The 22,920-nt window shown below is 74.9% G+C and carries 25 protein-coding genes; 13 read left to right on the top strand and 12 right to left on the bottom strand.

The genetic code is table 11. The features are described from left to right. Positions 1–77 precede the first annotated feature (77 nt). Both ACTWM8_RS13935 and ACTWM8_RS13930 read right to left on the bottom strand, forming a co-directional pair. Positions 78–914, bottom strand: coding sequence for an undecaprenyl-diphosphate phosphatase (locus ACTWM8_RS13935; protein WP_238450554.1), 837 nt, complete (start codon positions 912–914; stop codon positions 78–80). Next, the gene (locus ACTWM8_RS13930) at positions 911–1,963 is read right to left on the bottom strand and encodes an LLM class F420-dependent oxidoreductase (RefSeq protein WP_088962358.1); all 1,053 of its coding nucleotides are present in this window, start codon (positions 1,961–1,963) and stop codon (positions 911–913) included. The genes ACTWM8_RS13935 and ACTWM8_RS13930 overlap by 4 nt, the downstream gene beginning before the upstream one ends. A gap of 200 nt (positions 1,964–2,163) precedes the next feature. Between ACTWM8_RS13930 and ACTWM8_RS13925 the strand changes: the two genes are divergently transcribed. Beyond that, complete coding sequence (locus ACTWM8_RS13925; protein WP_334572773.1) at positions 2,164–3,135, top strand: aldo/keto reductase; 972 nt, start codon at positions 2,164–2,166, stop codon at positions 3,133–3,135. Positions 3,136–3,189: 54 nt separating this feature from the next. Here ACTWM8_RS13925 and ACTWM8_RS13920 read toward each other — a convergent pair whose 3' ends face one another. The 3 genes from ACTWM8_RS13920 to ACTWM8_RS13910 are packed head-to-tail and all read right to left on the bottom strand — an operon-like array spanning position 3,190 to position 5,523. Then, the gene (locus tag ACTWM8_RS13920; protein WP_446214190.1) at positions 3,190–4,107 is read right to left on the bottom strand and encodes a hypothetical protein; all 918 of its coding nucleotides are present in this window, start codon (positions 4,105–4,107) and stop codon (positions 3,190–3,192) included. Between the two features lie 22 nt (positions 4,108–4,129). Next, on the bottom strand, positions 4,130–5,194 hold the full coding sequence (locus ACTWM8_RS13915) for a WXG100 family type VII secretion target (RefSeq protein WP_446214189.1): 1,065 nt from the start codon (positions 5,192–5,194) through the stop codon (positions 4,130–4,132). After that, positions 5,191–5,523 (bottom strand): hypothetical protein, encoded by a 333-nt coding sequence (locus ACTWM8_RS13910; RefSeq protein WP_446214188.1) that lies wholly within the window; start codon positions 5,521–5,523, stop codon positions 5,191–5,193. Before ACTWM8_RS13910 ends, ACTWM8_RS13915 begins: the two co-directional genes overlap by 4 nt. Positions 5,524–5,623: 100 nt before the next feature. Here ACTWM8_RS13910 and ACTWM8_RS13905 point away from each other — a divergent pair, with 100 nt between their 5' ends. The 3 genes from ACTWM8_RS13905 to ACTWM8_RS13895 all read left to right on the top strand — a co-directional run bounded on the left by ACTWM8_RS13905 (position 5,624) and on the right by ACTWM8_RS13895 (position 8,529). Next, positions 5,624–6,043 (top strand): YbaB/EbfC family nucleoid-associated protein, encoded by a 420-nt coding sequence (locus tag ACTWM8_RS13905; RefSeq protein ID WP_446214187.1) that lies wholly within the window; start codon positions 5,624–5,626, stop codon positions 6,041–6,043. Further along, positions 6,040–7,029, top strand: coding sequence for an SseB family protein (locus ACTWM8_RS13900; protein WP_446214186.1), 990 nt, complete (start codon positions 6,040–6,042; stop codon positions 7,027–7,029). The genes ACTWM8_RS13905 and ACTWM8_RS13900 overlap by 4 nt, the downstream gene beginning before the upstream one ends. A 228-nt stretch (positions 7,030–7,257) precedes the next feature. Beyond that, on the top strand, positions 7,258–8,529 hold the full coding sequence (locus ACTWM8_RS13895; protein WP_446214185.1) for an RNA-guided endonuclease InsQ/TnpB family protein: 1,272 nt from the start codon (positions 7,258–7,260) through the stop codon (positions 8,527–8,529). On the opposite strand, the gene ACTWM8_RS13890 is transcribed toward ACTWM8_RS13895, so the two are convergent. Next, on the bottom strand, positions 8,507–9,250 hold the full coding sequence (locus ACTWM8_RS13890) for a hypothetical protein (RefSeq protein WP_446214184.1): 744 nt from the start codon (positions 9,248–9,250) through the stop codon (positions 8,507–8,509). The two genes, ACTWM8_RS13895 and ACTWM8_RS13890, sit on opposite strands and share 23 nt — an antisense overlap. Before the next feature lie 89 nt (positions 9,251–9,339). After that, positions 9,340–9,810, bottom strand: coding sequence for a GNAT family N-acetyltransferase (locus ACTWM8_RS13885; protein WP_446214183.1), 471 nt, complete (start codon positions 9,808–9,810; stop codon positions 9,340–9,342). Between the two features lie 181 nt (positions 9,811–9,991). Here ACTWM8_RS13885 and ACTWM8_RS13880 point away from each other — a divergent pair, with 181 nt between their 5' ends. After that, the gene (locus ACTWM8_RS13880; protein ID WP_039906151.1) at positions 9,992–10,183 is read left to right on the top strand and encodes a DUF5703 family protein; all 192 of its coding nucleotides are present in this window, start codon (positions 9,992–9,994) and stop codon (positions 10,181–10,183) included. Positions 10,184–10,278: 95 nt separating this feature from the next. Here ACTWM8_RS13880 and ACTWM8_RS13875 read toward each other — a convergent pair whose 3' ends face one another. Then, complete coding sequence (locus ACTWM8_RS13875) at positions 10,279–10,938, bottom strand: hypothetical protein (protein WP_179804593.1); 660 nt, start codon at positions 10,936–10,938, stop codon at positions 10,279–10,281. 49 nt (positions 10,939–10,987) lie between these two features. Beyond that, complete coding sequence (locus tag ACTWM8_RS13870) at positions 10,988–12,316, bottom strand: M20/M25/M40 family metallo-hydrolase (RefSeq protein ID WP_446214182.1); 1,329 nt, start codon at positions 12,314–12,316, stop codon at positions 10,988–10,990. A gap of 189 nt (positions 12,317–12,505) precedes the next feature. On the opposite strand from ACTWM8_RS13870, the gene ACTWM8_RS13865 reads away from it, so the two are divergent. The 3 genes from ACTWM8_RS13865 to ACTWM8_RS13855 all read left to right on the top strand — a co-directional run bounded on the left by ACTWM8_RS13865 (position 12,506) and on the right by ACTWM8_RS13855 (position 14,430). Continuing rightward, positions 12,506–13,123, top strand: coding sequence for a hemerythrin domain-containing protein (locus tag ACTWM8_RS13865; RefSeq protein WP_446214181.1), 618 nt, complete (start codon positions 12,506–12,508; stop codon positions 13,121–13,123). A gap of 67 nt (positions 13,124–13,190) precedes the next feature. Next, entirely contained in the window at positions 13,191–14,171 is a 981-nt protein-coding gene (locus ACTWM8_RS13860) for a LysR family transcriptional regulator (RefSeq protein WP_346534540.1), read from the top strand. 19 nt (positions 14,172–14,190) lie between these two features. After that, the gene (locus ACTWM8_RS13855; protein WP_446214180.1) at positions 14,191–14,430 is read left to right on the top strand and encodes a hypothetical protein; all 240 of its coding nucleotides are present in this window, start codon (positions 14,191–14,193) and stop codon (positions 14,428–14,430) included. Positions 14,431–14,494: 64 nt separating this feature from the next. Here the strand turns inward: ACTWM8_RS13855 and ACTWM8_RS13850 are convergent, their stop codons facing one another. The 3 genes from ACTWM8_RS13850 to ACTWM8_RS13840 are packed head-to-tail and all read right to left on the bottom strand — an operon-like array spanning position 14,495 to position 17,573. Beyond that, positions 14,495–14,845 (bottom strand): DUF3140 domain-containing protein, encoded by a 351-nt coding sequence (locus ACTWM8_RS13850; RefSeq protein WP_446214179.1) that lies wholly within the window; start codon positions 14,843–14,845, stop codon positions 14,495–14,497. Further along, positions 14,845–15,006, bottom strand: a complete 162-nt coding sequence (locus ACTWM8_RS13845; RefSeq protein ID WP_170285310.1) for a hypothetical protein — start codon at positions 15,004–15,006, stop codon at positions 14,845–14,847. The genes ACTWM8_RS13850 and ACTWM8_RS13845 overlap by 1 nt, the downstream gene beginning before the upstream one ends. A gap of 14 nt (positions 15,007–15,020) precedes the next feature. Then, positions 15,021–17,573 (bottom strand): ATP-dependent Clp protease ATP-binding subunit, encoded by a 2,553-nt coding sequence (locus ACTWM8_RS13840; RefSeq protein ID WP_446214178.1) that lies wholly within the window; start codon positions 17,571–17,573, stop codon positions 15,021–15,023. 122 nt (positions 17,574–17,695) lie between these two features. Between ACTWM8_RS13840 and ACTWM8_RS13835 the strand changes: the two genes are divergently transcribed. The 5 genes from ACTWM8_RS13835 (at position 17,696) to ACTWM8_RS13815 (ending at position 22,844) form a co-directional block, all read left to right on the top strand. Then, a complete protein-coding gene (locus ACTWM8_RS13835) occupies positions 17,696–18,091 on the top strand; it encodes a hypothetical protein (protein ID WP_446214177.1) in 396 nt (131 codons plus the stop codon). Positions 18,092–18,316: 225 nt separating this feature from the next. Next, positions 18,317–18,577 carry a hypothetical protein gene (locus ACTWM8_RS13830; RefSeq protein WP_088962374.1) on the top strand — a complete coding sequence of 87 codons (261 nt, stop codon included), beginning with the start codon at positions 18,317–18,319 and terminating at the stop codon, positions 18,575–18,577. A gap of 10 nt (positions 18,578–18,587) precedes the next feature. Continuing rightward, on the top strand, positions 18,588–19,505 hold the full coding sequence (locus tag ACTWM8_RS13825) for a hypothetical protein (RefSeq protein ID WP_446214176.1): 918 nt from the start codon (positions 18,588–18,590) through the stop codon (positions 19,503–19,505). Continuing rightward, positions 19,498–22,182, top strand: a complete 2,685-nt coding sequence (locus tag ACTWM8_RS13820; protein ID WP_446214175.1) for an FtsK/SpoIIIE domain-containing protein — start codon at positions 19,498–19,500, stop codon at positions 22,180–22,182. Before ACTWM8_RS13825 ends, ACTWM8_RS13820 begins: the two co-directional genes overlap by 8 nt. Further along, positions 22,179–22,844: a hypothetical protein gene (locus ACTWM8_RS13815; protein WP_446214174.1), complete on the top strand. Its 666-nt coding sequence runs from the start codon at positions 22,179–22,181 to the stop codon at positions 22,842–22,844. The genes ACTWM8_RS13820 and ACTWM8_RS13815 overlap by 4 nt, the downstream gene beginning before the upstream one ends. Positions 22,845–22,920: the final 76 nt, after the last annotated feature.

The raw sequence follows: 22,920 nt of genomic DNA, 5'->3' as shown, positions 1-22,920 counted from the left end.
GCGCAGGCCGCGGACGGCGACGGCCCCCGGCACCGGTGGTGTCGGGGGCCGTCGCCGGCGGTCGTCGCCGGTACGCCTCAGGTGGCGCTGATCGTGCCGGTGAGCAGCAGCGCGAGCACCAACGTGCCGAGCGCCACCCGGTAGAGCACGAAGACGTACAGGGTGTGGTGGGCCACGTAGCGCAGCAGCCAGGCGATCGCGGCGTAGCCGATGGCGAAGGCGATCGCGGTGGCCACCACCATCTGCGCCACGCTCGGCACCGAGGTGCCCGGCGCGGCCGGCTCGAACACGTCACCGACGCTGAAGATCCCGGACATCACCACCGCCGGGATGGCCAGCAGGAACGAGTACCGCGCCGCCGCCTCCCGGGTGAGGTTGAGCAGCAGGCCGGCGGTGAGCGTGCCGCCGGAGCGGGACACCCCGGGGATCAGCGCCATCGCCTGGGCGAAGCCCATCACCACGCCGTCGCGCATCCGGAAGTTCTCCAGGGTGCGGGTCTGCCGCCCCCAGTACTCGGCGAAGGCGAGCACGAAGGCGAACACGATCAGGGTGGTGGCGACCACCCACAGGTTGCGGCCGGCGGTACGGATCTGGTCCTTGAACAGGAAGCCGAACAGCCCGATCGGGATCGAGCCGACGATCACGTACCAGCCCATCCGGTAGTCGAGGCTGGCGCGCACCGAGCGGTCCCGCAGGCCGAGCAGCCAGGTGCGGGTGATCCGCCAGATGTCCTTGGCGAAGTAGATCAGCACCGCCGCCTCGGTGCCCAGCTGGGTCACCGCGGTGAAGGAGGCGCCGGCGTCCCGGTCGAAGAAGATCGCGGAGGTGATCCGCAGGTGTCCGGACGAGCTGACCGGCAGGAACTCGGTGAGTCCCTGGACGATGCCCAGGACGATGGCTTCGACCCAGGTCACTCGCCGACCCCGGACAGCTCCAGCGCCTCGGCGACGGTACGCAGGGTCTGCACGCCGCTGTCCCGGTCGGCGACGAAGAGGGTCACCGAGAGGGTGGTCACGCCCGCCGCCGCGTACTCGCGCAGCCGCTCGGCGATGCGCTCCTTGGGGCCGAGCAGCGAGGTGCGGTCGATGAACTCCATCGGCACCGCGGCGGCCGCGTCGCGCTGCCGCTTGGCCAGGTAGAGGTCCTGCACCTCGCGGGCGGCGTCGCCGTAGCCCATCCGGGTGGCGAGCTGGTTGTAGAAGTTCTGCTGGCGGCTGCCCATCCCGCCGACGTAGAGCGCGGCGTACCACCGGACCAGCTCGGCGCAGGTGGCGATGTCGTCGCCGACCACCACCGGCACGGAGGGGACCACGTCGAAGCCGGCCAGTTCCTTGCCGGCCTTGGCCCGGCCGGCGCGCACCGAGGCGAGCTGCTCCTCGGCGAACTCGGGGGCGTAGAAGACGGCCAGCCAGCCGTCGGCGATCTCGCCGGCCAGCTCCAGGTTCTTCGGGCCGACGGCGGCCAGGTAGATCGGGATGTGCTCGCGGGGCGGGTGGAAGCCCAGCCGCAGCGCCTTGCCGGGGCCGTCGGGCAGCGGCAGCGTGTAGTGCTCGCCGTCGTAGGCCACCTCCTTGCGGGCCACCGCGAGCTTCACGATGTCGACGTACTCGCGGGTGCGGGCCAGCGGCTTGGCGAACCGCACCCCGTGCCAGCCCTCCGAGACCTGCGGCCCCGAGACGCCCAGGCCGAGCCGGAACCGGCCGCCGGAGAGCGCGTCGATGGTGGCCGCGGTCATCGCGGTCATGGCCGGGGTCCGGGCGGGGATCTGCATCACCGCGCTGCCCACGTCGATCCGCTGGGTCTGGCCGGCCATCCAGGCCAGCATGCTGGGCGAGTCGGAGCCGTAGGCCTCCGCCGCCCACACCACCGAGTAACCGAGCCGGTCCGCCTCCTGGGCAAGTGCCAGGTGGTCGGCGGGCGTGCTCCACGCCGTCTGGTATCCGAGGCTGAGCCCGAGTCGCACTGGATCCTCCCCCATCCGCACCACAGGTCGCACCAGGGTACGCAATGCCGCCGGGGGACCCGATCACCGGCTCACCCGGGCCCCGCCGGGGTGCCCGGCGACCAGCGCGGGGCCTGGCCACGGTCGGATCGGCGACGTGGCGGGCAGAGATGACGGGAGCGAGGATATCCGTGACGCCAGGTTCGAAATAAGGTTCACCCATGCAACAGCGACCGCTCGGCCGAAGCGGGCTGGCGGTTTCCCGGCTCGCGCTCGGCACCATGACGTGGGGCCGGGACACCGACGCCGACGACGCGGCCGCCCAGCTGAAGAGTTTTCTCGACGCGGGCGGCAACCTCGTCGACACCGCGGACGTCTTCGGCGACGGTGACGCCGAGTCGGTGCTCGGCTCGCTGCTGGGCGCCCTGGTCCCCCGCGACGAGCTGCTCATCGCCACCAAGGCAGGGCTGCGGCCGGGCAGCGGCCGGCGCCGGGACGGCTCGCGCGGGCACCTGCTGCGCACCCTGGACGCCTCGCTGCGCCGCCTCGGCACCGACCATGTCGACCTGTGGCAGGTCCACGGGTACGACCCGGACACGCCGCTGGAGGAGACCCTGGCGGCGCTGGACCACGCGGTGGCCAGCGGCCGGGTCCGCTACGTCGGCGTGTCGAACTTCTCCGGCTGGCAGACCGCCCGCGCCGCCGCCTGGCAGGCGGCCTGGCCGGGGCGCGCCCCGGTGATCGCCGCGCAGGTGGAGTACTCGCTGCTGGAGCGGGGCGTCGAACGGGAGGTGCTGCCGGCCTGCGGCGCGCTCGGGCTGGGCGTGCTGCCCTGGTCCCCGCTGGGCCGTGGGGTGCTCACCGGCAAGTACCGGCACGGCCGGCCGGCCGACTCGCGGGCCGCCTCGCCGCACTTCGAACGGTTCGTCGCCACCTACCTGGAGCCGCGCTGCTCCAGCATCGTCGAGGCGGTGGCCACCGCCGCCGGCGGGCTGGGCGTGTCGCCGATGGAGGTGGCGCTGGCCTGGATCCGGGACCGGCCCGGCGTCACCGCGCCGATCCTGGGCGCCCGGACGGTGGGGCAGCTCCTCGGCGCGCTCCAGGTGGAGCGGATGACGCTGCCGGCGGAGATCACCACGGCGCTGGACGACGTCTCGGCGGTGCCGGTGGGCTACCCGGAACGCGACGGCTGAGGCGGCGGCCCGGGGGCCGGCGGGTAGGCCGGCCGGTGCGCGCCGGCGGGCGGATCAGTCGAGGGTGGGCCGGTCGCCGGGGATCTCCCGGACGGCGGCCAGGAAGCGGGCCTGGTCGTCACGGGTGGCCGGGTTGACGATCCGGATCCACGAGCCGTCGTCGAAGTGCAGGGTCGCCGGGAACTGCATCAGCCGCGCCGACCCGTGGTCGCAGTCGATCCGGGTGATCCGCCGCCGCTCGACGCTCCACAGCAGCCGGGGCTCGCGCCGGTCCGGCCGGCCCTCGTCCGGGCGGCGACCCATCCGCAGTAGGTGCAGGTGGGTGTCGGTGACCGCGAGCGGGGTGCCGGTGTAGCGCTCCAGGAACAGCAGCAGGCTGCCGGCGAGGGTGGCCAGGTCGCCGCTGAAGACGTACCGGCGGCGGTAGGCGATCTCGGCGAGCTGGTCGGCGAGCGGGCGGTGGCGACTGAGCCGGAACAGCGCCCGGAACGCCTCCTGCTCATCGGTGAGCGGCAGCACCGGCCGGGGTTGCGGGACCGCCGGGGTGGGCTCGACGTCCACGTCCCGACCGGCCGCCTCGGGCAGCCCCGCCGCGAGCGCGGCCGCCTTGCCGGGCAGCAGCAGCACCCCGGCGACGATCCGGACCGGGGTCAGCACCGCCTCCACCCAGGCCACCGGGTTGACGATGTTCAGCAGCCCGAACAGCGCCCGAGGATCGAGCGCCTCGGCGACCTCGGTGCCGACGTGGTCGACGAACTGGCTGCCGGCGCGGTGCGTCTCGTGCGCCCGCACCGGGGCCAGGCCGACGTAGCGCAGCTCCTGCCCGGTCACCAGGGGGGCGACCAGGGCCCGCTCCGGCTCGTCGGAGGTGCGGAACTCGTCGCGCAACGCGCGGGCCCGGTCGCGGGCCACCCGCGCGCCGTCGCGCACCGCGTCGCCGAGCCGCCCGAGCCGTCCCCACGCACCCGTCACGCCGTACCTCCTCCGTCGCCGGTCAGCGGCCCGCCGGCTGCTGCTCGGCGGGTGGCTGCCCGAAGACATTCTGGTCGATCCAGTCGGCGCCGCCCTGCACCACGTCGCCGATCTCGTCACTGACCAGGTCGGAGCCGGGCACCGACAGGCCACTGACCAGGGCGGTGCCACCCCACACCGCCCCGTGCACGACCGAGTTCGGCACGTTCCAGGGCAGGTTGGTGGCCCAGTTCTGGGCGATCATCCGGCCGCCGTCCGCCAGGCCGTGCGCGCGCAGGGCGCCGGCCCGCTCCAGCATCCCCATGTCGAACGGCGACCCGGACTTGCCGAGCTTGAAGGTGCCCTTCGCCGGGTCGGTGATCTTGTGGAACCACTTGTCGGCCTTGCCGGCGGCGCGCCGCTTGTCGATCGCCTTCTGCCCCATCCGCAGCGCCTTCTGCTTGTCCACCAGCTTGTCCAGGTGGTTGCGCAGCTTGCGCAGGTAGAGCATGACCCGCTGGAGCAGCCGGATGACCTTCTGCAGGTGGGTGGCGAGCGGGCGGATGATCTTCAGCGACCGGGTGAGCACGATCATGCCGCGGGTCACGGTTACCGCCATGCCGGCCGCCCAGGACGCCCCGGCGGTGAACGGCGCCATGAGCAGGGCGGTCACCAGGGTGACCAGCATCCAGTTGACGAACTCGACGCAGAGGTCGACCAGCACCTCGTGGACGATCTGCAGGGCCTCGGCGACCCCGCGCAGGTACTCGGCGGTGGCGGTGAACTGCCCGGCCACGTCCAGCAGCTGCTGCTCGACCTCGGCGAGGCGCTTGCCGTACGCCTCGCCCGCCGGCGACCGCCAGCCGGGCTGCTCGGCCTCGCGCACGCCGCGGTGGCTCAGCGCCAGCTCGCGCACCTGGGCGGCGAGGGCGTCCCAGTCACCGGCCCGGGCGCGCAGCGCCTCCGGCTCGCCGTCGACCATGTCGACCAGCTGGATGAGCGGCCAGGCCAGGGTGCGGCAGACGCTGTCGACCACGTCCTCCACACCGGACAGCGCGTTGTCGATGCCGTTCCAGAGCTGGACGGCGCTGCCGGCGGGCCCGCTCACCGGCCCATCCCCTCGCGCATCGCCCGGAAGCCGGAGTCGATGTCCTGCTCGTTGCGGTCGTACGACTCGGCGGTGGACCCCAGCGCCGCCCCGACGCGGGTGAACGCGTCCTGACCGGCCCGGAACAGCGTCGTGCCGTCGGCGACCTGCTCGGCGTACTTGGCGCGCAGCATGTCGCTGGCGAACGGCAGGTGACCGAAGGCGCCGTCGGGCAGGTCACCCGCGGCCACCACCCGGCTCTCCAGCGCGCCCAGCGCGTTGGCCACTCCGGTGGCGGCCGCCTCCAGCCGTTTCACGGCCGTCACGTCCACTTCGATGTCAGCTGCCATCGCCGTTCCTCCCCCGCATCCGACGCGGGTCGAAGATACGATTCCCCGGCCTCCGGCCGCCACCCCGGCCCGAGGAGAAACCAAGGGGGAGGAAGCCCGCATGACTGATCCGCTGTCCGGTCTGGACGCGCTCGCCGGCCGGCTCGCCGACATCGAACGCCGCTTCGCCGGGCTGCACGCCGGCCTCGACGACCTCGACGGCACCGCCACCGACGACACTGGCCTGGTGTCGGCCACCGTGGACGCCACCGGAGGGCTCACCGACCTGACCGTCGAGCCGGCGGCGCTGCGGGCCGGCACCGCCGACCTGGCGAGGATGGTGCTGGAGGCGTACCGGCGGGCCAGGGCGGCGGCGACCGCCCAGCTCGACGAGCGCACCGAGGGTCTCGACGCGACGCTCGGGGCGGGCCTGACCGAACTGTTCGGCAAGCCGGGCGACTTCGCGGCGTTGGGCCGCCTGGAGGAGGCCGTCGCCCGACTCGGCGCCCTGGACGCCCGGCTGCCGAGGCCGCCGGCGTGACCGCGACCGGCTGGCCGGAGATCGTGGCCCGGCTGCACCGCACCCTCGTCGCCTGCGACCGGGACACCGACGTCGAACTCAGCGCCGGGTCGCGCCGGCTCCGGCTGTCCGTGCGCCGCGACACCGTCGAGGGCCACTGCCCCGGGTACGAGGGGCAGCGGCTGGCCGAGCTGGGCTGGCGGCCCGGCGACGACGGCGACTGGTGGTACGCCACCCCGCGTTCTGCCGAGGGCCTGCACTGGTGGAGCGGCTTCGCCGCCCGGACCGCCGCCGTCGCGCTGACCGCCGACCCGGCCGCGCTCTCCTGTCGGGTGCTCCCGCTCGACGGCGGGGCGGCACCGCCGACGGCAACCGGCGTCGAGGTGACCCGCGGAGCCGGGTCCGGTGTCGGCGCGCCCGCACCGGCCGGCGTCGGCGTGCCGGTCGGAGTCGGCGTGCCGGTCGGAGTCGGCGTCCCCGTGCCGGTCGAGGCCGCCGACGGCGCCGGGGCGGACAGAACGGCCGCCCACCTCGCCTCCCCCGGCGATACGGTCGCGGATGACGGCGGGTCGCGCCCGGCCGAGCCGGAGCCGGCCGAACTCCTCGCCCGGGCGGCGGCCGCGCACGACCTGCCCCGCTACCTGGGGGTGCTCGCCGCCGGCCCGGTCTGCGTACCGCTGGCCGGCGAGCCGTCGCCCGACCGGGACTTTCCGTGGACGGTCGTCCTCGGGGCGGACCGCGCACCGCTGCTGCCGGTCTTCACCTCGGCGGACGCGCTGACCGCCTTCGCCGGGGTCGGGGTGCCGTTCGTCGCGCTGTCCGCCGCCGACCTGCTGGCGGACTGGCCGGACCCGGGCTGGGGCCTCGCCGTCGACCCGGGCGCCGCCCACGGCCTGACGCTGACCGCCCCGGCGCTGACCGCGCTGCTCGCCGCGAACGACCTCACCGATCCGCAGGGGTCCCTCGCTCCGGCCACCGTGGAGGATCCGGGCGCCGCCGGCCGCTGACCGGCGTCCCCGCCGCACCTCGGTCACGCCGGATCGGCGCGGTCGCCTTCCCGGCCGCTCGCGTTGGTCGCGTCGTCGGCGCCCGACCGGGGTGACCCCACCGTCGGCACCCCGACCGGCGGTGCTCCCACCGTGGCCGGCCGAGTCCGGTCATGGCCCGTGCTGAAACACGCCTTAGGGTGCGTACGCTTGCGGTTTCCGTCATAGCCCACTGCCAGACTGTCCGATGTGCAGCTCCGGTACAACTACCGCGTCTACCCGACGCTCGCCCAGCAGCAATCGTTGGCGCGGGCGTTCGGGTGCGCGCGGGTGGTGTTCAATGACGCGCTGCGCGCACGACAGGAAGCCCGGGAGCAGGGTCTGCCCTACATCTCCGACGGGGACCTGTCCAAGCAGGTGATTACCGAGGCGAAGACGACGCCGGAGCGGGCGTGGCTGGGCGAGGTGTCGGCGGTGGTGCTTCAGCAGGCCCTCGCCGATCTGAACCTCGCGTACCGCAACTTCTTCGCATCCCTGCCCGGGAAGCGGAAGGGCCGCAAGGTGGCCCCGCCGCGGTTCCGGTCGCGCAAGGACAACCGGCAGGCCATCCGGTTCACCGCCAACGCCCGATTCAAGGTGATGGACAACGGTCGGCTGCGGCTGCCGAAGATCGGTGATCTGGCGGTGCGGTGGTCGCGGGCGCTGCCCGCTGCGCCGAGCTCCGTGACGATCGTCATGGACGCCGTGGGCCGGTACTTCGCCTCGTTCGTTGTCCAGGTTGCCGACGAGCCGCTCCCGCCGGCCGACGCCGAGGTGGGCATCGACCTGGGTCTGACCCACTTCGCGGTCCTGTCCGACGGCACGAAGGTGGCGGCGCCGCAATTCCTGCGAAAAGCCGCCCGCAAGCTGCGCCGACTCCAGCAGGACCTGTCCCGCAAGCAGCGGGGCAGCAACAACCGCAAGAAGGCCGTCGTCGCGGTGGCGAAGGCGCATGCCCGGGTGGTTGACACCCGGCGAGACTGGCAGCACAAGCTCTCGACTGAGATCATCCGCGACAACCAAGCGGTGTACGTCGAGGACCTGTGTGTTACCGGCCTTGCCCGGACCCGCCTGGCGAAGTCGGTGCACGACGCCGGCTGGGCCGGCTTCACCGCGATGCTGGAGTACAAGGCCGCCCGGTACGGGCGCATCTTCGACAAGATCGACCGGTTCGCGCCCACGTCGCAGACGTGCTCGGCGTGCGGCCGGCTCGACGGACCCAAGCCGCTGAACGTCCGGTCGTGGACCTGCCCGTGCGGGGCGATCCACGACCGGGACGTCAACGCGGCCATCAACGTGCTCGCGGCGGGACGCGCCGAGAGCCTAAACGCCTGTGGAGCGCAGGTAAGACCGGCACCCGTGCCGGCACCGCGCGAGGAAGCAGGAATCCGCCCCCGCGCTACGCCCTGTTCCACGCGCAGCACGGAGGCAATCCCCATCCCTCAGGGCGGGGAGAACGTCAACGGGACAGGTACGCCTTGATGCTGGTCGGGACGCGGCCCGCCGCATCCGCCACGGCGGCCCGCGCCTCTCCGGTCACCGGCACCAGGGTGGTGTGCTTGGGCGGCAGGACGATCAGGTCGCCGACCGGCACCACCCGCTCGGCCTGCTGCCGCTGGTCGGCGGGCGGATCGGTCCAGATGATGTAGACGAGCCGCACGCTCATCTGCTCGCTGTCGTCGTTGCGCACCGACACGGCCGTGAACCGGCTGTTGCGGTCGAGCACGCGGCCGTTGTCGTCCACCGGGGTCACCACCGGCTGGACGTCGACGGCCGGGGCGTCCACCGGCTCCGCGGTGCGCACCGAGACGGCCACGTCCTCGGCCGCCCGGGCTCCGGCACCGGTGAAGGTCAGCACGTCGGTGCTGGCGCCCGGCGGGACGACCAGCCGCCCCCGGTCGCTGCCGTAGACCGAGGCGACCCGCACGCTGGGCAGCGTGCGCCCGGAGGCGTCCAGCGCGGTGAACTCCAGCGTCGGCGCGACTACCCGGTTGCCCTCGTTGACGATCGTGAGCACCTGGTTCATGTACCCGTCCCCGGTGGTCGGGGCGAACTCGAACCGCAGCGCGGCGGCGGGGCGGGGCCGGACGAGCAGGCCGCAGCCGGCGAGCAGCAACGGGACGACCAGCCCGGCGACGACGCGCAGGAAGAGCGGAGCGGCGCGGCGAGTGCGGGGTCGGGTCACGATCATGGTGAGCGGCACCGGCGCATGGTACGGCGGGGCGCGACGACAGCGGCGGCGGGCCATCGGAGCGCGACCGCCGCCGGGCCGCGGCCGTCGCCCGCTGCCCGTCACAACCGCTTGGCCATCTGCACGGAGGTGACCTCGTAGCCCAACTGCTCGTACAGGGCGCGGGCGCCGGAGTTGTGGCCGAACACGTTCAGCCCGATCGACACCACGCCGAGCTCCCGGCAGAGCTGCTCCGCCGCCCGCATCATCGCCCGGCCGTAGCCGCGCCGGCGCAGGTCCGCGCGGACCTCGACGTCGTAGACGAAGGCGTGCAGGCCGTTCGAGCGGCGCTCCAGGTGCAGCCAGAGCACGCCGACCTCGTCGTCACCGGCGTAGGCGGTGCACAGCCGGTGGCCCTCGGTGCGCAGTCCGTCGGGGAGCAGCCGGGCGTGGTCCCGGCGCGCCTTGTCCCGCGCCTCGGGCGGGGGCAGCAGACCGCTGGCGGCGATGCTGTCGGCGTAGTCGGTCTCCGCCCGCTCGCGGTAGCGCGCGTACCGCGCCTCGGTCATCGGTTCCAGCCGGATGGTCGTCACGAACGCACCATAGGGGCGCGGCGGCGCGGGCGGGCACCCCCAGGGACGCCGCACGCATACCGGGGGAAATCGGGCGAGCGGCGCCCTCCGGGACGGTGGCCGCGCCGGGGTGGGCCGGCCAGCGGTGTGGGTCACGCGAGAGGGGGTGGCGAACGGCCTGCGGGCTGGGCAGCATAGGTCCATGGACTACGAATACGCGCCGCTGCGGCTGCCGCCGAACGTCGACCGGTTGACCGCCGCGGCGCAGCTGGCGATCCAGGCGGAGTTCTCCGGTTGGGAGTTGGCCCGGGTGCGGCTGTTCCGGGACGGCACGCGGCAGGTCATGCTGCGCCGTCGGCGGGTCAACCAGCCGCAGCCGGGTCTGTCCTACTGACGGCGGGCACGCCGCCCGGCGCACCCCGGGTCGGAAGCCCACGCGCCCGGGGCCGGACCGCACGGTCGGGCCCCGGGGGCGTCGCGGCCCAGGGCCTAGTGGTGGTGCCCGGCGTGGTCGTGGTCGTCCTCGTCGAGGAACGGGTGCTCGTCGAGCCGCCCGACGAGACGGTCGTCGGCGGCCGGCTGGAACGGGCCCACCGGGTCGTCGTCGTCGAAGGACTCCAGGTCGACCGGGGTGCCCACCTCGCTGACCATCACCACGCCGTCGAGCGGTTCCAGCTCCGGCACGTCCAGCGCGCTCAGCGAGCCGTCCCCGCTCTGCAGCAGCTCCAGCACCGCCTCGCCGACCCCCTCGACGGGCGCCGGCTCGTCCTCCTCCGGCGTGCCCTCGCGGCGGGCCGCCTCGGCGACCCGGATCAGCGCGGACACGCTCGGCACCCGGTAGTCGCGGCGCTGCCGCACCGAGATCACCGCCGGGTGCGGGTCGCTGGCCTCGACACCCTCGGCGCCGCCGAACCGCTCGTCGGCCTCGTCGGGGTCGATCGACTCGACGTCCCACGGGGTGACCTCCCCGAACGCGTCGAGCAGCTGCTCGTCGTAGGCGTACGAGGCGTTGTTCAACGCCACGTACGCCTGCCAGACGCCGTCGTCGTCGATCCGGCCCTGGGCGGCGCGCACGGCCGTCAGGTGGGCCCGGGCGGCGTCGATCACGCGCTCCAGAGCAGCGTCCAGCTCACCGTGCTGGTCGGTCATGAGGGAGTCCCTTCGCGATGGGGAGGATGCGGTCCGGCGACGGACCCGGTCAGCAGGTGCGCAGGAACCGGTCGAGGACCCGCACGCCGAACTGTAGTCCGTCCACCGGTACCCGCTCGTCGATGCCGTGGAACAGGGCGGAGAAGTTGAGATCGGCCGGCAGGCGCAGCGGCGCGAACCCGAAGCAGCGGATGCCGAGCTGGGAGAACGCCTTGGCATCGGTGCCGCCGGAGAGCATGTACGGGACCGGGCGGGCGCCCGGGTCCTCCGCGCGCAGCGCGGCCGACATCGCCTCGACCAGGTCACCGTCGAAGGTGGTCTCCAGGGCCGGCTGGCGCTGGATGTACTCGATGTCGATGTCCGGTCCGACCAGCTCGCGCAGCTGACGCTCCAGCATCTCCGACTGCCCCGGCAGGCTGCGGCAGTCGATGGTGGCGGTGGCCCGGCCAGGGATGACGTTGTCCTTGTAGCCGGCGGCGAGCCGGGTCGGGTTGGCGGTGCTGCGGATGGTCGCCCCGATGATGTTGGCGATCGGACCGAGCTTGGCGATCGCCGCCTCCGGGTCGTCCGGGTCCAGCTCGACGCCGAGCACGTCGGAGATTTCTTCGAGGAAGGCCCGCACGGTCGCGGTGACGGTGATCGGGAAGCGGTGCCGCCCGATCCGGGCGACCGCCTCGGCGAGCGCGGTGACCGCGTTGTCGTCGTGGATGAACGACCCGTGCCCGGGGCGGCCCTTGGCGTGCAGCCGCAGCCAGTCCAGCCCCTTCTCCGCCGTCTCGATCAGGTAGAGCCGGGTGGCGTCGTTGAGGTCGTAGGAGAAGCCGCCGACCTCGCCGATCGCCTCGGTGCAGCCGTCGAAGAGCTCCCGGTGCCGCTGCACCAGGAAGTGCGCGCCGTAGTCGCTGCCCGCCTCCTCGTCGGCGGTGTAGGCCAGCACGATGTCGCGCGGCGGGCGCACACCGGTGCGCTGCCAGTGCCGCACCACGGCCAGCACCATCGCGTCGAAGTCCTTCATGTCGATCGCGCCCCGGCCCCACAGGTAGCCGTCGCGGATCTCCCCGGAGAACGGGTGCACCGACCACTCGTCGGCGTCCGCGGGCACCACGTCCAGGTGGCCGTGCACCAGCAGGGCGTCCCGGCCCGGGTCGGTGCCGGGGATCCGGGCGACCAGGTTGGCCCGCCCGGGCGCCGACTCGTGGAGCTGCGACTCGACGCCGACCTCGGCCAGCTTCTCCGCGACGTACTCGGCGGCCAGCCGCTCCCCCGCGCTGGTGGCGTTGTCACCGGTGTTGGTGGTGTCGATCCGCAGCAGGTCGCGGCAGAGTTCCACGACCTCGTCGGTGGGGTCGGGTCGGGCGGAGGCGGGGTCGCTCGTCATCGGCTCTTTCTACCAGTCGGGCGAGCTGTCGCGGCGGCCCGGCCGGCGCTCGCGGGCGGCAGCGTCCGCGCGGCACTCCCGGGCCGTCCCCGTTTCACGATCTTGCGGTACGGGTACCGCGTCGGCGACCCCGCACCGCCCGTCGCGCCGGCCGTCCCCAGGCTCCGGTCGCCCGTCGAGGAGGGCCCCATGACCGTCCCGCTGCCACCCCTGCCGCCCACCGCCGACGACGCCTACCGGCCCGGCGGGCGCAGCATGGCCGACATCGCCGACACCGAGCACCGGCAACTGCTCGGCCTGGCCGACCAGGTGACCGACCCGCGGCTGAGCACCGAGCGGCGCCGGGAGGTGGCCGAGGTGCTGACCGCGGCGATCTCGCGGCACCTCTCCGCAGAGGAGCAGTACCTGCTGCCCGCCGCGCGGGCGGCGCTGCCCGAGAGCGCCGAGCGGGTGGACCGGGAACTGGAGGCCGACGCGGGGCTGCTGGCCGCGCTCAAGGCGCTCGGCGGGCCGGACGACCCGGCGCTGGCGGACGTCGCCGCGCGGGTCCGCCGGCATGTCGAGGGGGTGTCGGCGCTGATCACCCCGCTGCGCGAGGTGGCCACCGACGCGGAGCTGATCCGGCTGGGCAACCGGTGGGAGATCGCCGAGGAGGCGGCCCCCACCCGCCCGCACCCGGGTACGCCGGCCACCCCGCCGTGGAACCGGGTGGTCGAGCCGGCGCTGGGCGTGGTGGACAAGGTGCGCGACGCGGTCACCGGGCGGCGGACGTACCTGGCCGACCTGAAGCGGGACGCGCGCGACTGATCCATCGCCCGACGCCGATCCGCCCAGGCCCTTCCGCCGGCCCGTGCGGTGGTCCTACCGTCACGTTATGAATCTGGAGCTGCGACACCTGCGGGTCGTCTGCGCGATCGCCGAGACGGGGAGCGTGACCAAGGCCGCGTCCACTCTGGGCCTGGCCCAGCCGGCCCTGACGGCGCAGCTCCAGCGCATCGAGCGCACTCTGGGCGGCCCGCTGTTCGAACGCGACCGGCGCGGCGCCCGGCCCACCGCGCTGGGCGAGCTGGTGCTGGCCCGGGCCCGGGTGCTGCTGCCGGCGATGAAGGGGCTCCAGGACGAGGCGGCCCGGCTGGCCGGGGCGGACGACAGCCTGGGCCGGTACCGCTTCGGCGGGGTGAACAGCCCGATCCTCGGCCGGCTGGTGCACCGGCTGGTGGCCGAGCAGCCGCAGGCGCAGATCACCACGTACGCCTCCTGGTCGGCCGCGGAGCTGGCCGGACTGGTGGCCGGCGGGCGGCTCGACTTCGCGCTCACCGGGGTCTGCGGCGACGCCACGCCGTCCCCGGAGTTCGGGCTCTGCTGGCGGGAGGTGGCGGTCGACCCGGTGCTGGTGCTGCTGCCGACCACCCACCCGATGGCCGGCCGGGAGGAGATCGGCCTGGCCGAGCTGCGCCGCGAACAATGGGTGGCCGCGCCGGGCGAGGGCTGCTTCGGCGACTGCTTCGCCGCCGCCTGCGCCCGGGCCGGCTTCACCCCCCGCAAGGTGTACGAGACCGACGTGCGCGGCTGTGTGGACCTGGTCGACGCCGGCGAGGCGGTGGCGCTGTGCCAGGCGACCTTCCGCCCGGTCGACGGCCTGGTCACCCGCCGGCTGGCCGGTGTGCCGCTGCGCTGGCGGCTGCTGCTCGGCTGGCACCCCGAGTCGCCCGCCGCCCGGGTCGCCGAGGCGGTGCTGGAGACGGCGGTGGCGGCGTACACCGATTCGCTGGCGCCGCACCCCGACTACCTGGCCTGGCTGCTGCGCCACCCGGAGTTCGGGGCCCGACCGGTCGGCGGGGTGCGAATCGCCTGACGGCGGGTACCTGGACCCCATGACCGATCGCTACTCCGACGCCGACGAGCGGGAACTGCTGCGTGATGCGGCCGCCGCGCACTCCGCCGCCGTCCGGGACCTCGAGGCGTTCCTGCGTCGGCTGCCGGAGGTGCCCGATCCGGCCGACATCACCGAGTACGCCACCCTGCTCACCCGGGAGGAGCAGACCCGGGCCGAGCGGCAGGCCCTCGCCACCGCCGCCGGCCTGGAGCTGCCCAGCCTCGGCACCGAGCCGTAGCGCGAGCCGCCACCGACGGGCGGCGGCACCCGGGAGAAGTGTCCCGGGTGCCGCCGCCTGCATGTCAGCGTTCGACCAGGACGTCGTGGCCCAGGTCGAGCAGGGAGTGCCGCCACTCGTTGTCGGTGTTGCCGCCGCGCGGCTTCTCCGCGGTCAGCGCCCGGATCCGGTCGATCGCCTCGCGCATCACCTCGATGTCCTCCGGGGTCAGGTCCACCTTGCGCTTGCTGAGCACCCGCAGGATCTGCCGGCCCGGCTCGGGCAGGTCCATGTCCGGGTTCGGGCCGAACGACTCCTCCCCCGAGCCCCGGGTCAGCAGCCACTGCCGCAACTGTTCGGAGGGGACGTTCACCTCGGCGTGGAAGTCGTCCCAGATCACCTCGACCTCGGGGTCGAGTCGCTGCTCGCGTACCATCACGCCTCCTCTTCCGGTGGCCCGGACGGCGCCGGGTTCTCGTCGGTCTGCTGCTTCAGGCCCTCCGGCGGCACCTGCACCCGGGCCGGGTTCGCCGTCGGCGGCGCGAGGATCGGTTCGGTGCGGTCGGTCTCCTCGTCGCTCTCCTCGGGTTCGGTCATCTCCGCCCTCCGGGTCATCGCGGGTGGGACGTCGAGGCCGCGGTGTAGCCCCGCTCTCCCGCAGCCACGTCGAAGGCGAGCTGTCCGTCGCGCGCGTCGACGGTGAGCTTCTGCCCCGGCGAGAGCTGGTTCTCCAGCAGCATCCGGGACAGCCGGTTGTCGACCTCCCGCTGGATCACCCGGCGCAGTGGCCGGGCGCCGAACTCCGGCTGGTAGCCGTGCTCGGCGAGCCAGTCGACGCCGGCGGTGGTGAACTCGACCTGGACGTCCTGGGCGTGCAGCCGGCGGCGGGTCTCCTGCAGCAGCAGCTCGGTGATCTGCCGCAGCTGCTGGGCCTCCAGCCGGCGGAAGATGATCGTCTCGTCGATCCGGTTGAGGAACTCCGGGCGGAAGTTCTCCTGGAGGCGGCGCATCAGCCGCTCGCGCAGTTCGTCGCTCTCCTGGGTGCCGCCGGGCTCGCCGGCTTCGAAGCCCACCGCGCGCGTGGTGCCGGTGATCAGCTCCGAGCCCAGGTTGCTCGTCATGATCAGGACGGTGTTCTTGAAGTTCACCGTCCGGCCCTGGCTGTCGGTGAGCCGGCCGTCGTCGAGCACCTGGAGCAGGATGTTGAACACGTCCGGGTGGGCCTTCTCGATCTCGTCGAGCAGCACCACCGCGTACGGGCGGCGGCGCACCGCCTCGGTGAGCTGGCCGGCCTCCTCGTACCCGACGTAGCCGGGGGGCGCCCCGACCAGCCGGGCGACGGTGTGCCGCTCCTGGAACTCGCTCATGTCGACCCGCACCATCCGGTCGGCCTCGCCGAAGAGCGCCTCGGCCAGCGCCCGGGCCAGCTCGGTCTTGCCGACGCCGGTGGGGCCGAGGAAGAGGAAGCTGCCCATCGGCCGGTTCGGGTCGGCCAGCCCGGTACGCGAGCGGCGCACCGCCTCGGCCACCGCGGTGACCGCGTCGTCCTGGCCGACGACCTTCTCGTGCAGCTGCCCCTCCAGCCGCAGCAGCCGGTCCCGCTCCTCCTCGGTGAGCTGGCTGACCGGGATGCCGGTGGCGCGGGAGACCACCTCGGCGATCTCCTGCGGGCCGACCGAGGGGACGCGGCCGGTGCCCTCGTCGCCCCGGGCGCGGCGGATCTGCTCCTCGACCTCGGCGAGCCGGTCGCGCAGCGCGGAGGCCCGCTCGTACTGCTCGTCGGCGACCGCCTGTTCCTTGTCCCGGCGCACCTCGTCGAGCTGCTGCTCCAGCTCGCGCACGTCGGCGTCGGGAGTGCGGGTGCGCAGCCGTACCCGCGCGCCGGCCTGGTCGATCAGGTCGATCGCCTTGTCGGGCAGGAAGCGGTCGGTGACGTACCGGTCGGAGAGTTCGGCGGCCGCGACCAGCGCCTCGTCGGTGAAGCGGACCTGGTGGTGCGCCTCGTACCGGTCGCGCAGGCCGCGCAGGATGGCGACGGTGTCCTCGACGCTGGGCTCGGGCACCAGGACCGGCTGGAAGCGGCGGGCCAGCGCAGCGTCCTTCTCGATGCTCTTGCGGTACTCGTCCAGCGTGGTCGCGCCGATCACCCGCAGCTCGCCGCGGGCCAGCGCCGGCTTGAGCATGTTGGACGCGTCCATGCCGCCCTCGCTGCCGGCGCCGCCCGCGCCGACCAGGGTGTGGATCTCGTCCAGGAAGATGATCAGCTCGTCCCGGTGCGCCCGGATCTCGTCGATGACCTTCTTCAGCCGTTCCTCGAAGTCGCCGCGGTAGCGGGTGCCGGCGACCAGGCCGGCGAGGTCGAGCTGCACCACCCGCTTGCCGAGCAGGGTCTGCGGCACGTCGCCGTCGCAGATCCGCTCGGCCAGCCCCTCCACGATCGCGGTCTTGCCGACGCCGGCCTCGCCGATCAGCACCGGGTTGTTCTTGGTCCGCCGGGACAGGATCTCCACGGCCTGCTCGATCTCGTCGGCCCGCCCGATCACCGGGTCGATCTGGTCCATCCGGGCCAGCTCGGTGAGGTCCTGCCCGTACTGGTCGAGGGTCGGGGTGCCCCGGTCGGGCCTCGGCCCGCCCATCGGTCCGCGTTCCGCGCTGGCCGCCTGCAACGACTCGGGCTGGATCCGGCCGGCGGCCAGCATCCGGCCGGCGGGCGACTCCGGGTTGAGCGGCAGCGCCATCAGGATGTGCTCGGGGCCGATGTAGTTCGCCCCCATCGCCCGGGACAGCTGGTGGGCGTCGAGCAGCGCCCGCTTGGCGGCGGGGGTGAGCGACAGGTTCGGCGGCACCTCGCCCCCGGGCGCGCCGTCGCCACGCCCGCCGAGGGCGTTGACCAGGGCGTCCGGGTCGGCGCCGGCCCGGCGTACCAGGTCGCGCAGCGGCTCGCGTTGCAGCGCCGCCCAGAGCAGGTGGTCGGTGTCCAGGTCGTTGCTGTGTTTCTGGGCGGCCCGCCGGGCCGCGTCGGCCAGCATCTCCCGGGCGTCGGCGGTCATCAGCCGGGTGATGTCGACCCGGTGGGCCGGTCGGCGTCCGCCCTCACCCCGGCCGAAGTACCGGGCCAGGAACTCGTCCCAGGGGTCGGAGCCGTAGTCACCGGGTCCCATCATCTCTGTCCTCCGCAGTCGGGGCGCGGCACGGTCGCCGAGGGCGACACCGCGGGCGCGGCACGGTCGCCGGTGGCTACCCGGCGACCGACGCGACAAACGCCAGGGGATGGCAGGCTGGGGGCATGGACTCCCGCCCGCTGCTGATCGTCGACGGTGCCAACGTGGTCGGTTCCCGCCCGGACGGCTGGTGGCGGGACCGGGCCGGGGCGGCGGCCCGGTTGCGCGACGCCCTGGCGCCGCTGGCCGACCGGGGGCTGCCGCCGGAGCTGCCTGCGCCGGTGGAGGTGGTGCTGGTGGTGGAGGGCGCGGCGCGGGAGGTGCCCGGGGTGGCCGGGGTGCACACGGTGCCGGCGCCCGGTTCCGGTGACGACGCCATCGTGGCGCTGGTGCGCGACGCGCCGGACCGGCGCCGGTTGGTGGTCACCTCCGACCGGGAGCTGCGCGACCGGGTGGCGGCCCTCGGCGCGGAGCTGCACGGCCCGCGCTGGCTGCGCGAGCACACCCACCCGACCCCCTGACCGGCCGGTTTCCGGTCTGCGGCGGCGCCCGCGCCGGCGGGTGCGACGGTCCCCTCAACGGGACCGGCGGATCCCCTGGTGGGACCGGACGCACCGGGCGGCGAGCGCTTTCCCGCACGTCACGGGGGTAACCGGACACCGGGGCGGGAACACCGACAGGGCGGATGTTCTCTACCCGGCGGGTATACGTTGTAATGGACGTCTCCCCGCCCCCAGGAGGTCACCGTGGCGAGCGTCGCCGAGCTGAAGGCAGCCATCGAGGTCGCCCTCCAACAGATCGGTGACGGGCAGACAGCGGTGCAGGCGGCCGGTGAGAAGCTCTCCGAGGCGCAGCAGACCCTGGCCGGGGCGCTGGAGGGCAGCGGGCACGAGACGGTGGAGAGCGCGCAGGCCTCGCTGACCCAGGCCGGCCAGGAGCTGGAGGAGTGCCTCGCCGCGACCCTCGTCGCGGTCGAGCAGGCGCAGCTCTACGTCTCGACGCTCTGAGCGGGCGGCCGTGTCCATCATCGAGGACGTGGGCGCGCAGGTGCGCGCCGCCGCCGAGGAGCTGCCGCTGGCGCCGCTGGCCCAGGCGCTGGAGAAGTTCGGCCAGGCCACCGAGCGGCTGCGCTGGGTCCGGCAGGAGTCGGCCAACCCGATGGGGGTGCCGGAGCTCTCCGCGGCCACCGAGCACGCCGAAGCCGCCGGGCACGCGCTGCGGGTGGCCCAGGAGCAGCTGTCGGCGTACCTGGCAGCGATCGGGCTGGCCCCCGACGGCGCGCCCCCGACGGCGCCGGCCCGCCGCGAGCCGAGGCACGACGCACCCCGCGCGGACGCCGTGCCGCCGACCGGTCCGGCGCCGCAACCACCGGCGGACCCGACGGTCAAGCGCTGGTGGTCGGTGCGGGTGGCGGAGCTGACCGGGGGCCGGGAGGGCCCGCCGGACGAGCCGGACGAGCGGATCGCCGACTCGCGGGAGCTGCTGCGCCGGGTGGTCACCGGGGTCCGCTCCGGCGACCGGGACCGGCTGCACCGGGAGCTGCGCACGGCACACGCCGACGTCGGCCTCGGGCTGGCCGCGGTGGCCCCGCCGCTGCTGCGCGACCTGGCCGGGGAACTGCTCGGGCACCCGCCCCGCGCCGACGACCTGGGCCGGCTGCGGCGCGAGCTGGACGGCCGGGTCCGCGACCTGCTCCCCGGGCTGCCGGCCCCGGTGCTGGACACCCTGCTCACCCGGGTCTGCCGGATGCCCCCGCCCCGCGCCGGCGAGCAGCCGCACGCCGCCGACCCGGCGGTCACCGCCGGGGTGGTGACCGGGGTGCTGCTGGCCCGGCTCGGTCGGGACCTGCCCCGCGACGAGCCCGACGCCCGCCGGGCGCCGGCCGCCGCCGCGCCGGGCGCCGGGCGCCGGCCCGACGGTGGGCACCGTGGCTGACCTGCGCAGCCAACTGGTCACGCGGGTACGGGGGATGCTCTCCGAGGCCCTCGGCGCGACGCGTACCCGGTTGGCCGGCGCCGAGACGGAGCTGACCGCCGCCCGTGAACGGCTGGTCCGGGTGCGGCGGGCCGCGGCGGCGGTGCCGCAGCGGGTCGGCGCGGAACGCGACCGCCGGCTGGCCGAGATCGACGACCGGCACGCGGCGCGGATCGCCGAACTGGCCCGCCGGGCCGCCGCCGCCGCGCTGCGGGAGGCGCCGGGCGCGGCGTCCGCGGCGTGGACGGCCTGGCGGGCGGCGCCGGCCGGGCGCGGCGAGCCGGTCGGTCCGGTACGCGTCGGCACGCTGCGCATCGCCGGCGCGGAACCGGTCCCGGCGCTGGTCCCGCTGCTGGACGCCGGCCACGTGCACCTGTCCGGCGGCGACCGGGACGGCGCGGACGCGGTGGTCGGCGCGCTGCTGCTGCGCGGCGTCGGTCGGGCCGACCCGGGCGCGGTGCGGCTGTACGGCTACGACCCGGAGCACCTGGGCGGCGCGCTGGCCGGCTTCGCCCCGCTGGGCACCGCCGGGCTGCTCACCTTCGTCGGTCCGGGCGGGCTCGGCCGGCTGCTCGACGACCTGGTGGAGCAGATCCGCCGGATCAACGAGACCGTGCTGGCCGGCGAGTACGCCTCGCTGCGCGAACTGGCCGCGGCGACCGGCCGCCGGCCGGAGCCGTGGCGGGTGGCGGTGCTCCTCGGCGGGGACGAACTGTCCCGCCACGAACGCGGCCAGCTGGACCGGGTGGTCCGCACCGGCGCGGCCTGCGGGGTGCACCTGGTGGTGCGGGGCATCCCGCTGCCGGAGGACCCGACGGTCACCCGGATCGTCGCCGAGCCGGGCGACGCCCGCGTCGGCGCCCCGCCCGGCCTGCCGGTACGCCTCGACCCACCGCCGCCCGCGACGCTGGTCACCGAGACCTGCCGGGAGATCGCCTCCCGGGTCAACGCCGGCCCGCCCCCGATGCCCTTCACCGACCTGCTGCCCCCGCCGGAGCAGATGTGGAAGGAGGACTCGGCGCACGGGCTGACCGCGCCGATCGGCGAGGGCCCGCACGGGCGACCGGTGCTGCTGACGCTGGGCGACTACCCGCCGCACGCGCTGATCGGCGGCCCCTCCGGCACCGGCAAGACCAACCTGATCTTCGCCTGGATCGGTGCGCTCGCCGCCCGCTACTCCCCCGCCGAGCTGGAGTTCTATCTGCTCGACTTCAAGGAGGGGGTGTCCTTCGCGCGGTTCGCCCAGGGCCGGCGCGACCCGAGCTGGCTGCCGCACATGCGGCTGGTCGGGATCAACGTCAACACCGACCGGGAGTTCGGCCTGGCCCTGCTGCGGTTCCTCGCCGAGGAGCTGCGCCGGCGGGCCGACGCCGCCAAGAAGCACGAGGTCACCAAGCTGGCCGAGCTGCGGGCGGTGGACCCGACCGGGCACTGGCCGCGGATCGTGGCGGTGGTCGACGAGTTCCAGGCGCTGCTGGCCGGCCGGGACGTGGTGGCCCGGGAGGCCGCCGACCTGCTGGAGGACCTGGCCCGGCGGGGCCGGTCGCAGGGCATCCACCTGGTGCTCGCCTCGCAGGACGTGCGGGGCATCGAGGCGCTGTGGGGGCGGCCCGCGCTGGTCGCCCAGTTCACCCTGCGGATCGCGCTGCCCAAGGCGCTGCGCATCCTGGCCGAGCGCAACGACGCGGCGCAGGCGCTGCCCCGGCACCACGCGGTGGTCAACGCCGAGTCCGGGATGACCGAGGGCAACCAGGTGGCCCGGATCCCGTCGGCCAGCGACTGGGAGACCTGGAGCGAACTGCAGCACCGGCTGTGGCGGATGCGGCCGCAGGACGCCGCGCCGGCGCGGCTCTTCGACGGCGACGCCGTCCCCCGGCTGGTCGACGCGCCCGACTACCGCGCGCTGACCCCGCAGGGCGACACCCCGCCGCCACGGGGGCCGGTCGCCCTGCTCGGCGAGATCATCGACGTGCAGTCCCGCTCGGCGGCGCTGCGGCTGCCCCGCGCCCCCGGGCGCAACCTGGCGGTGCTGGGCACCCGGGTGGACGAGGCGTGCGCGGTGCTCGACGCCGCCGCCCGTTCGCTGGCCCGCCAGCACCGGCCGGGTACCGCCCGGTTCTCCATCGCCTGCCTCGACCCGGACGCCGACCCGGCCGCCCGCGCCCTCTACGAGGACCTGGCCGACGACGCGGCCTGGTACGACGAGGAGACGGTGCCGGAGTTGATGGCCGAGACGGCCGAGGCGCTGGGCCGGCCGGGCACCCCGAGCACCCCGCACTACCTGCTGCTGTTCGCCGTCGACGCGGCGGCCGGGCGGCTGGCCGCGCCGGCCGGCGGGCGCAGCGGGCTGGAGCAGCTGCGCCGGATCCTGCACGACGGGCCGGAACGGCGTACCCACGTGCTGGCCTGGTGGCGCGGGATCGCCCGGATGCGGGTGGACCTCGGCGGGCCGGCCGCTCGCACCGACCAGATCGGGGCCTGGGTCGCCCTCGACGTGCAGGGCGCGGAGCTGGGTTCCTCGCTCTACCCGGGCACCGGCGGCCCGGACTGGTACCCCCGCCCGTGGCGCGGGCTCTTCTTCGACCGGGCGGTGCACCGCACCGGACAGGTGATCATCCCTTATGGTCCCTCCCGATGAACGAACCGGTCGCCAGTGCCACGTACGCCGCCCACGTCCGCCGACTGGCCGAGCTGACCGGCCGGGTACGGGCCCAGCGGGCCGAGGCGCAGGCCTGGCACGACCAGCAGTGCGCCGCCGCCGAACGGGCGGTGGCCGAGGCGACCGCGCAGCTGCGCCGGGCCGAGGCCGAGGTGGCCGAGGCCCGGTCCATGGTGGATCGGGTCGACGCCGAGGTCGGGCACCTCTGGGCGGAGCTGCGGGGCCGGCTGGGACTGGGCGGGCGACGGCTCGGCCCGGCGCCGGGGCCGGCCCGGGACGCCTCCGGTGACCCGGTGTCGTCGCTGCGCGGGGTGCGGGAGCTGCTGGACCGGGCCGGGCAGCCGGGTGAGCTGCCCGCGTCGGTGAACCCGCTACTGGCGCTCTGCGGGGTGGCGGGAGCACTGGTGGCGTACGGCCTCGGGGTGGGCGCCCGCGCGCTCGGCCACCGCTACGGCGGTGACCTGGCGGTGGGCATGCCGGTGCTGGCCCTGGTGGTGACGCTGCTCGGACCGCTGGCCGGCCTGGCGCCAGCGAAGCGGCTGGCCGACCGGCGGCACGCCCTGCTGGGGCCGCGGCCGATGGCGATCGTGCTGGCCGCCGGGGTGGCGACCACGGTGGCCCTGCTGGTGCTGACCCGCTGAACCCGGCGGTCCGGCCGGGTCCGGCGGGACCGGGCGGCGGGCCGCCCGATCGGCTCGGTGGACCGGCCGAGGCGCA

The organism is Micromonospora sp. IBSANI012 (assembly GCF_052814045.1).
Note: the sequence above shows the minus strand (reverse complement) of the source record. Positions and strands in the feature narration are given on the sequence as shown.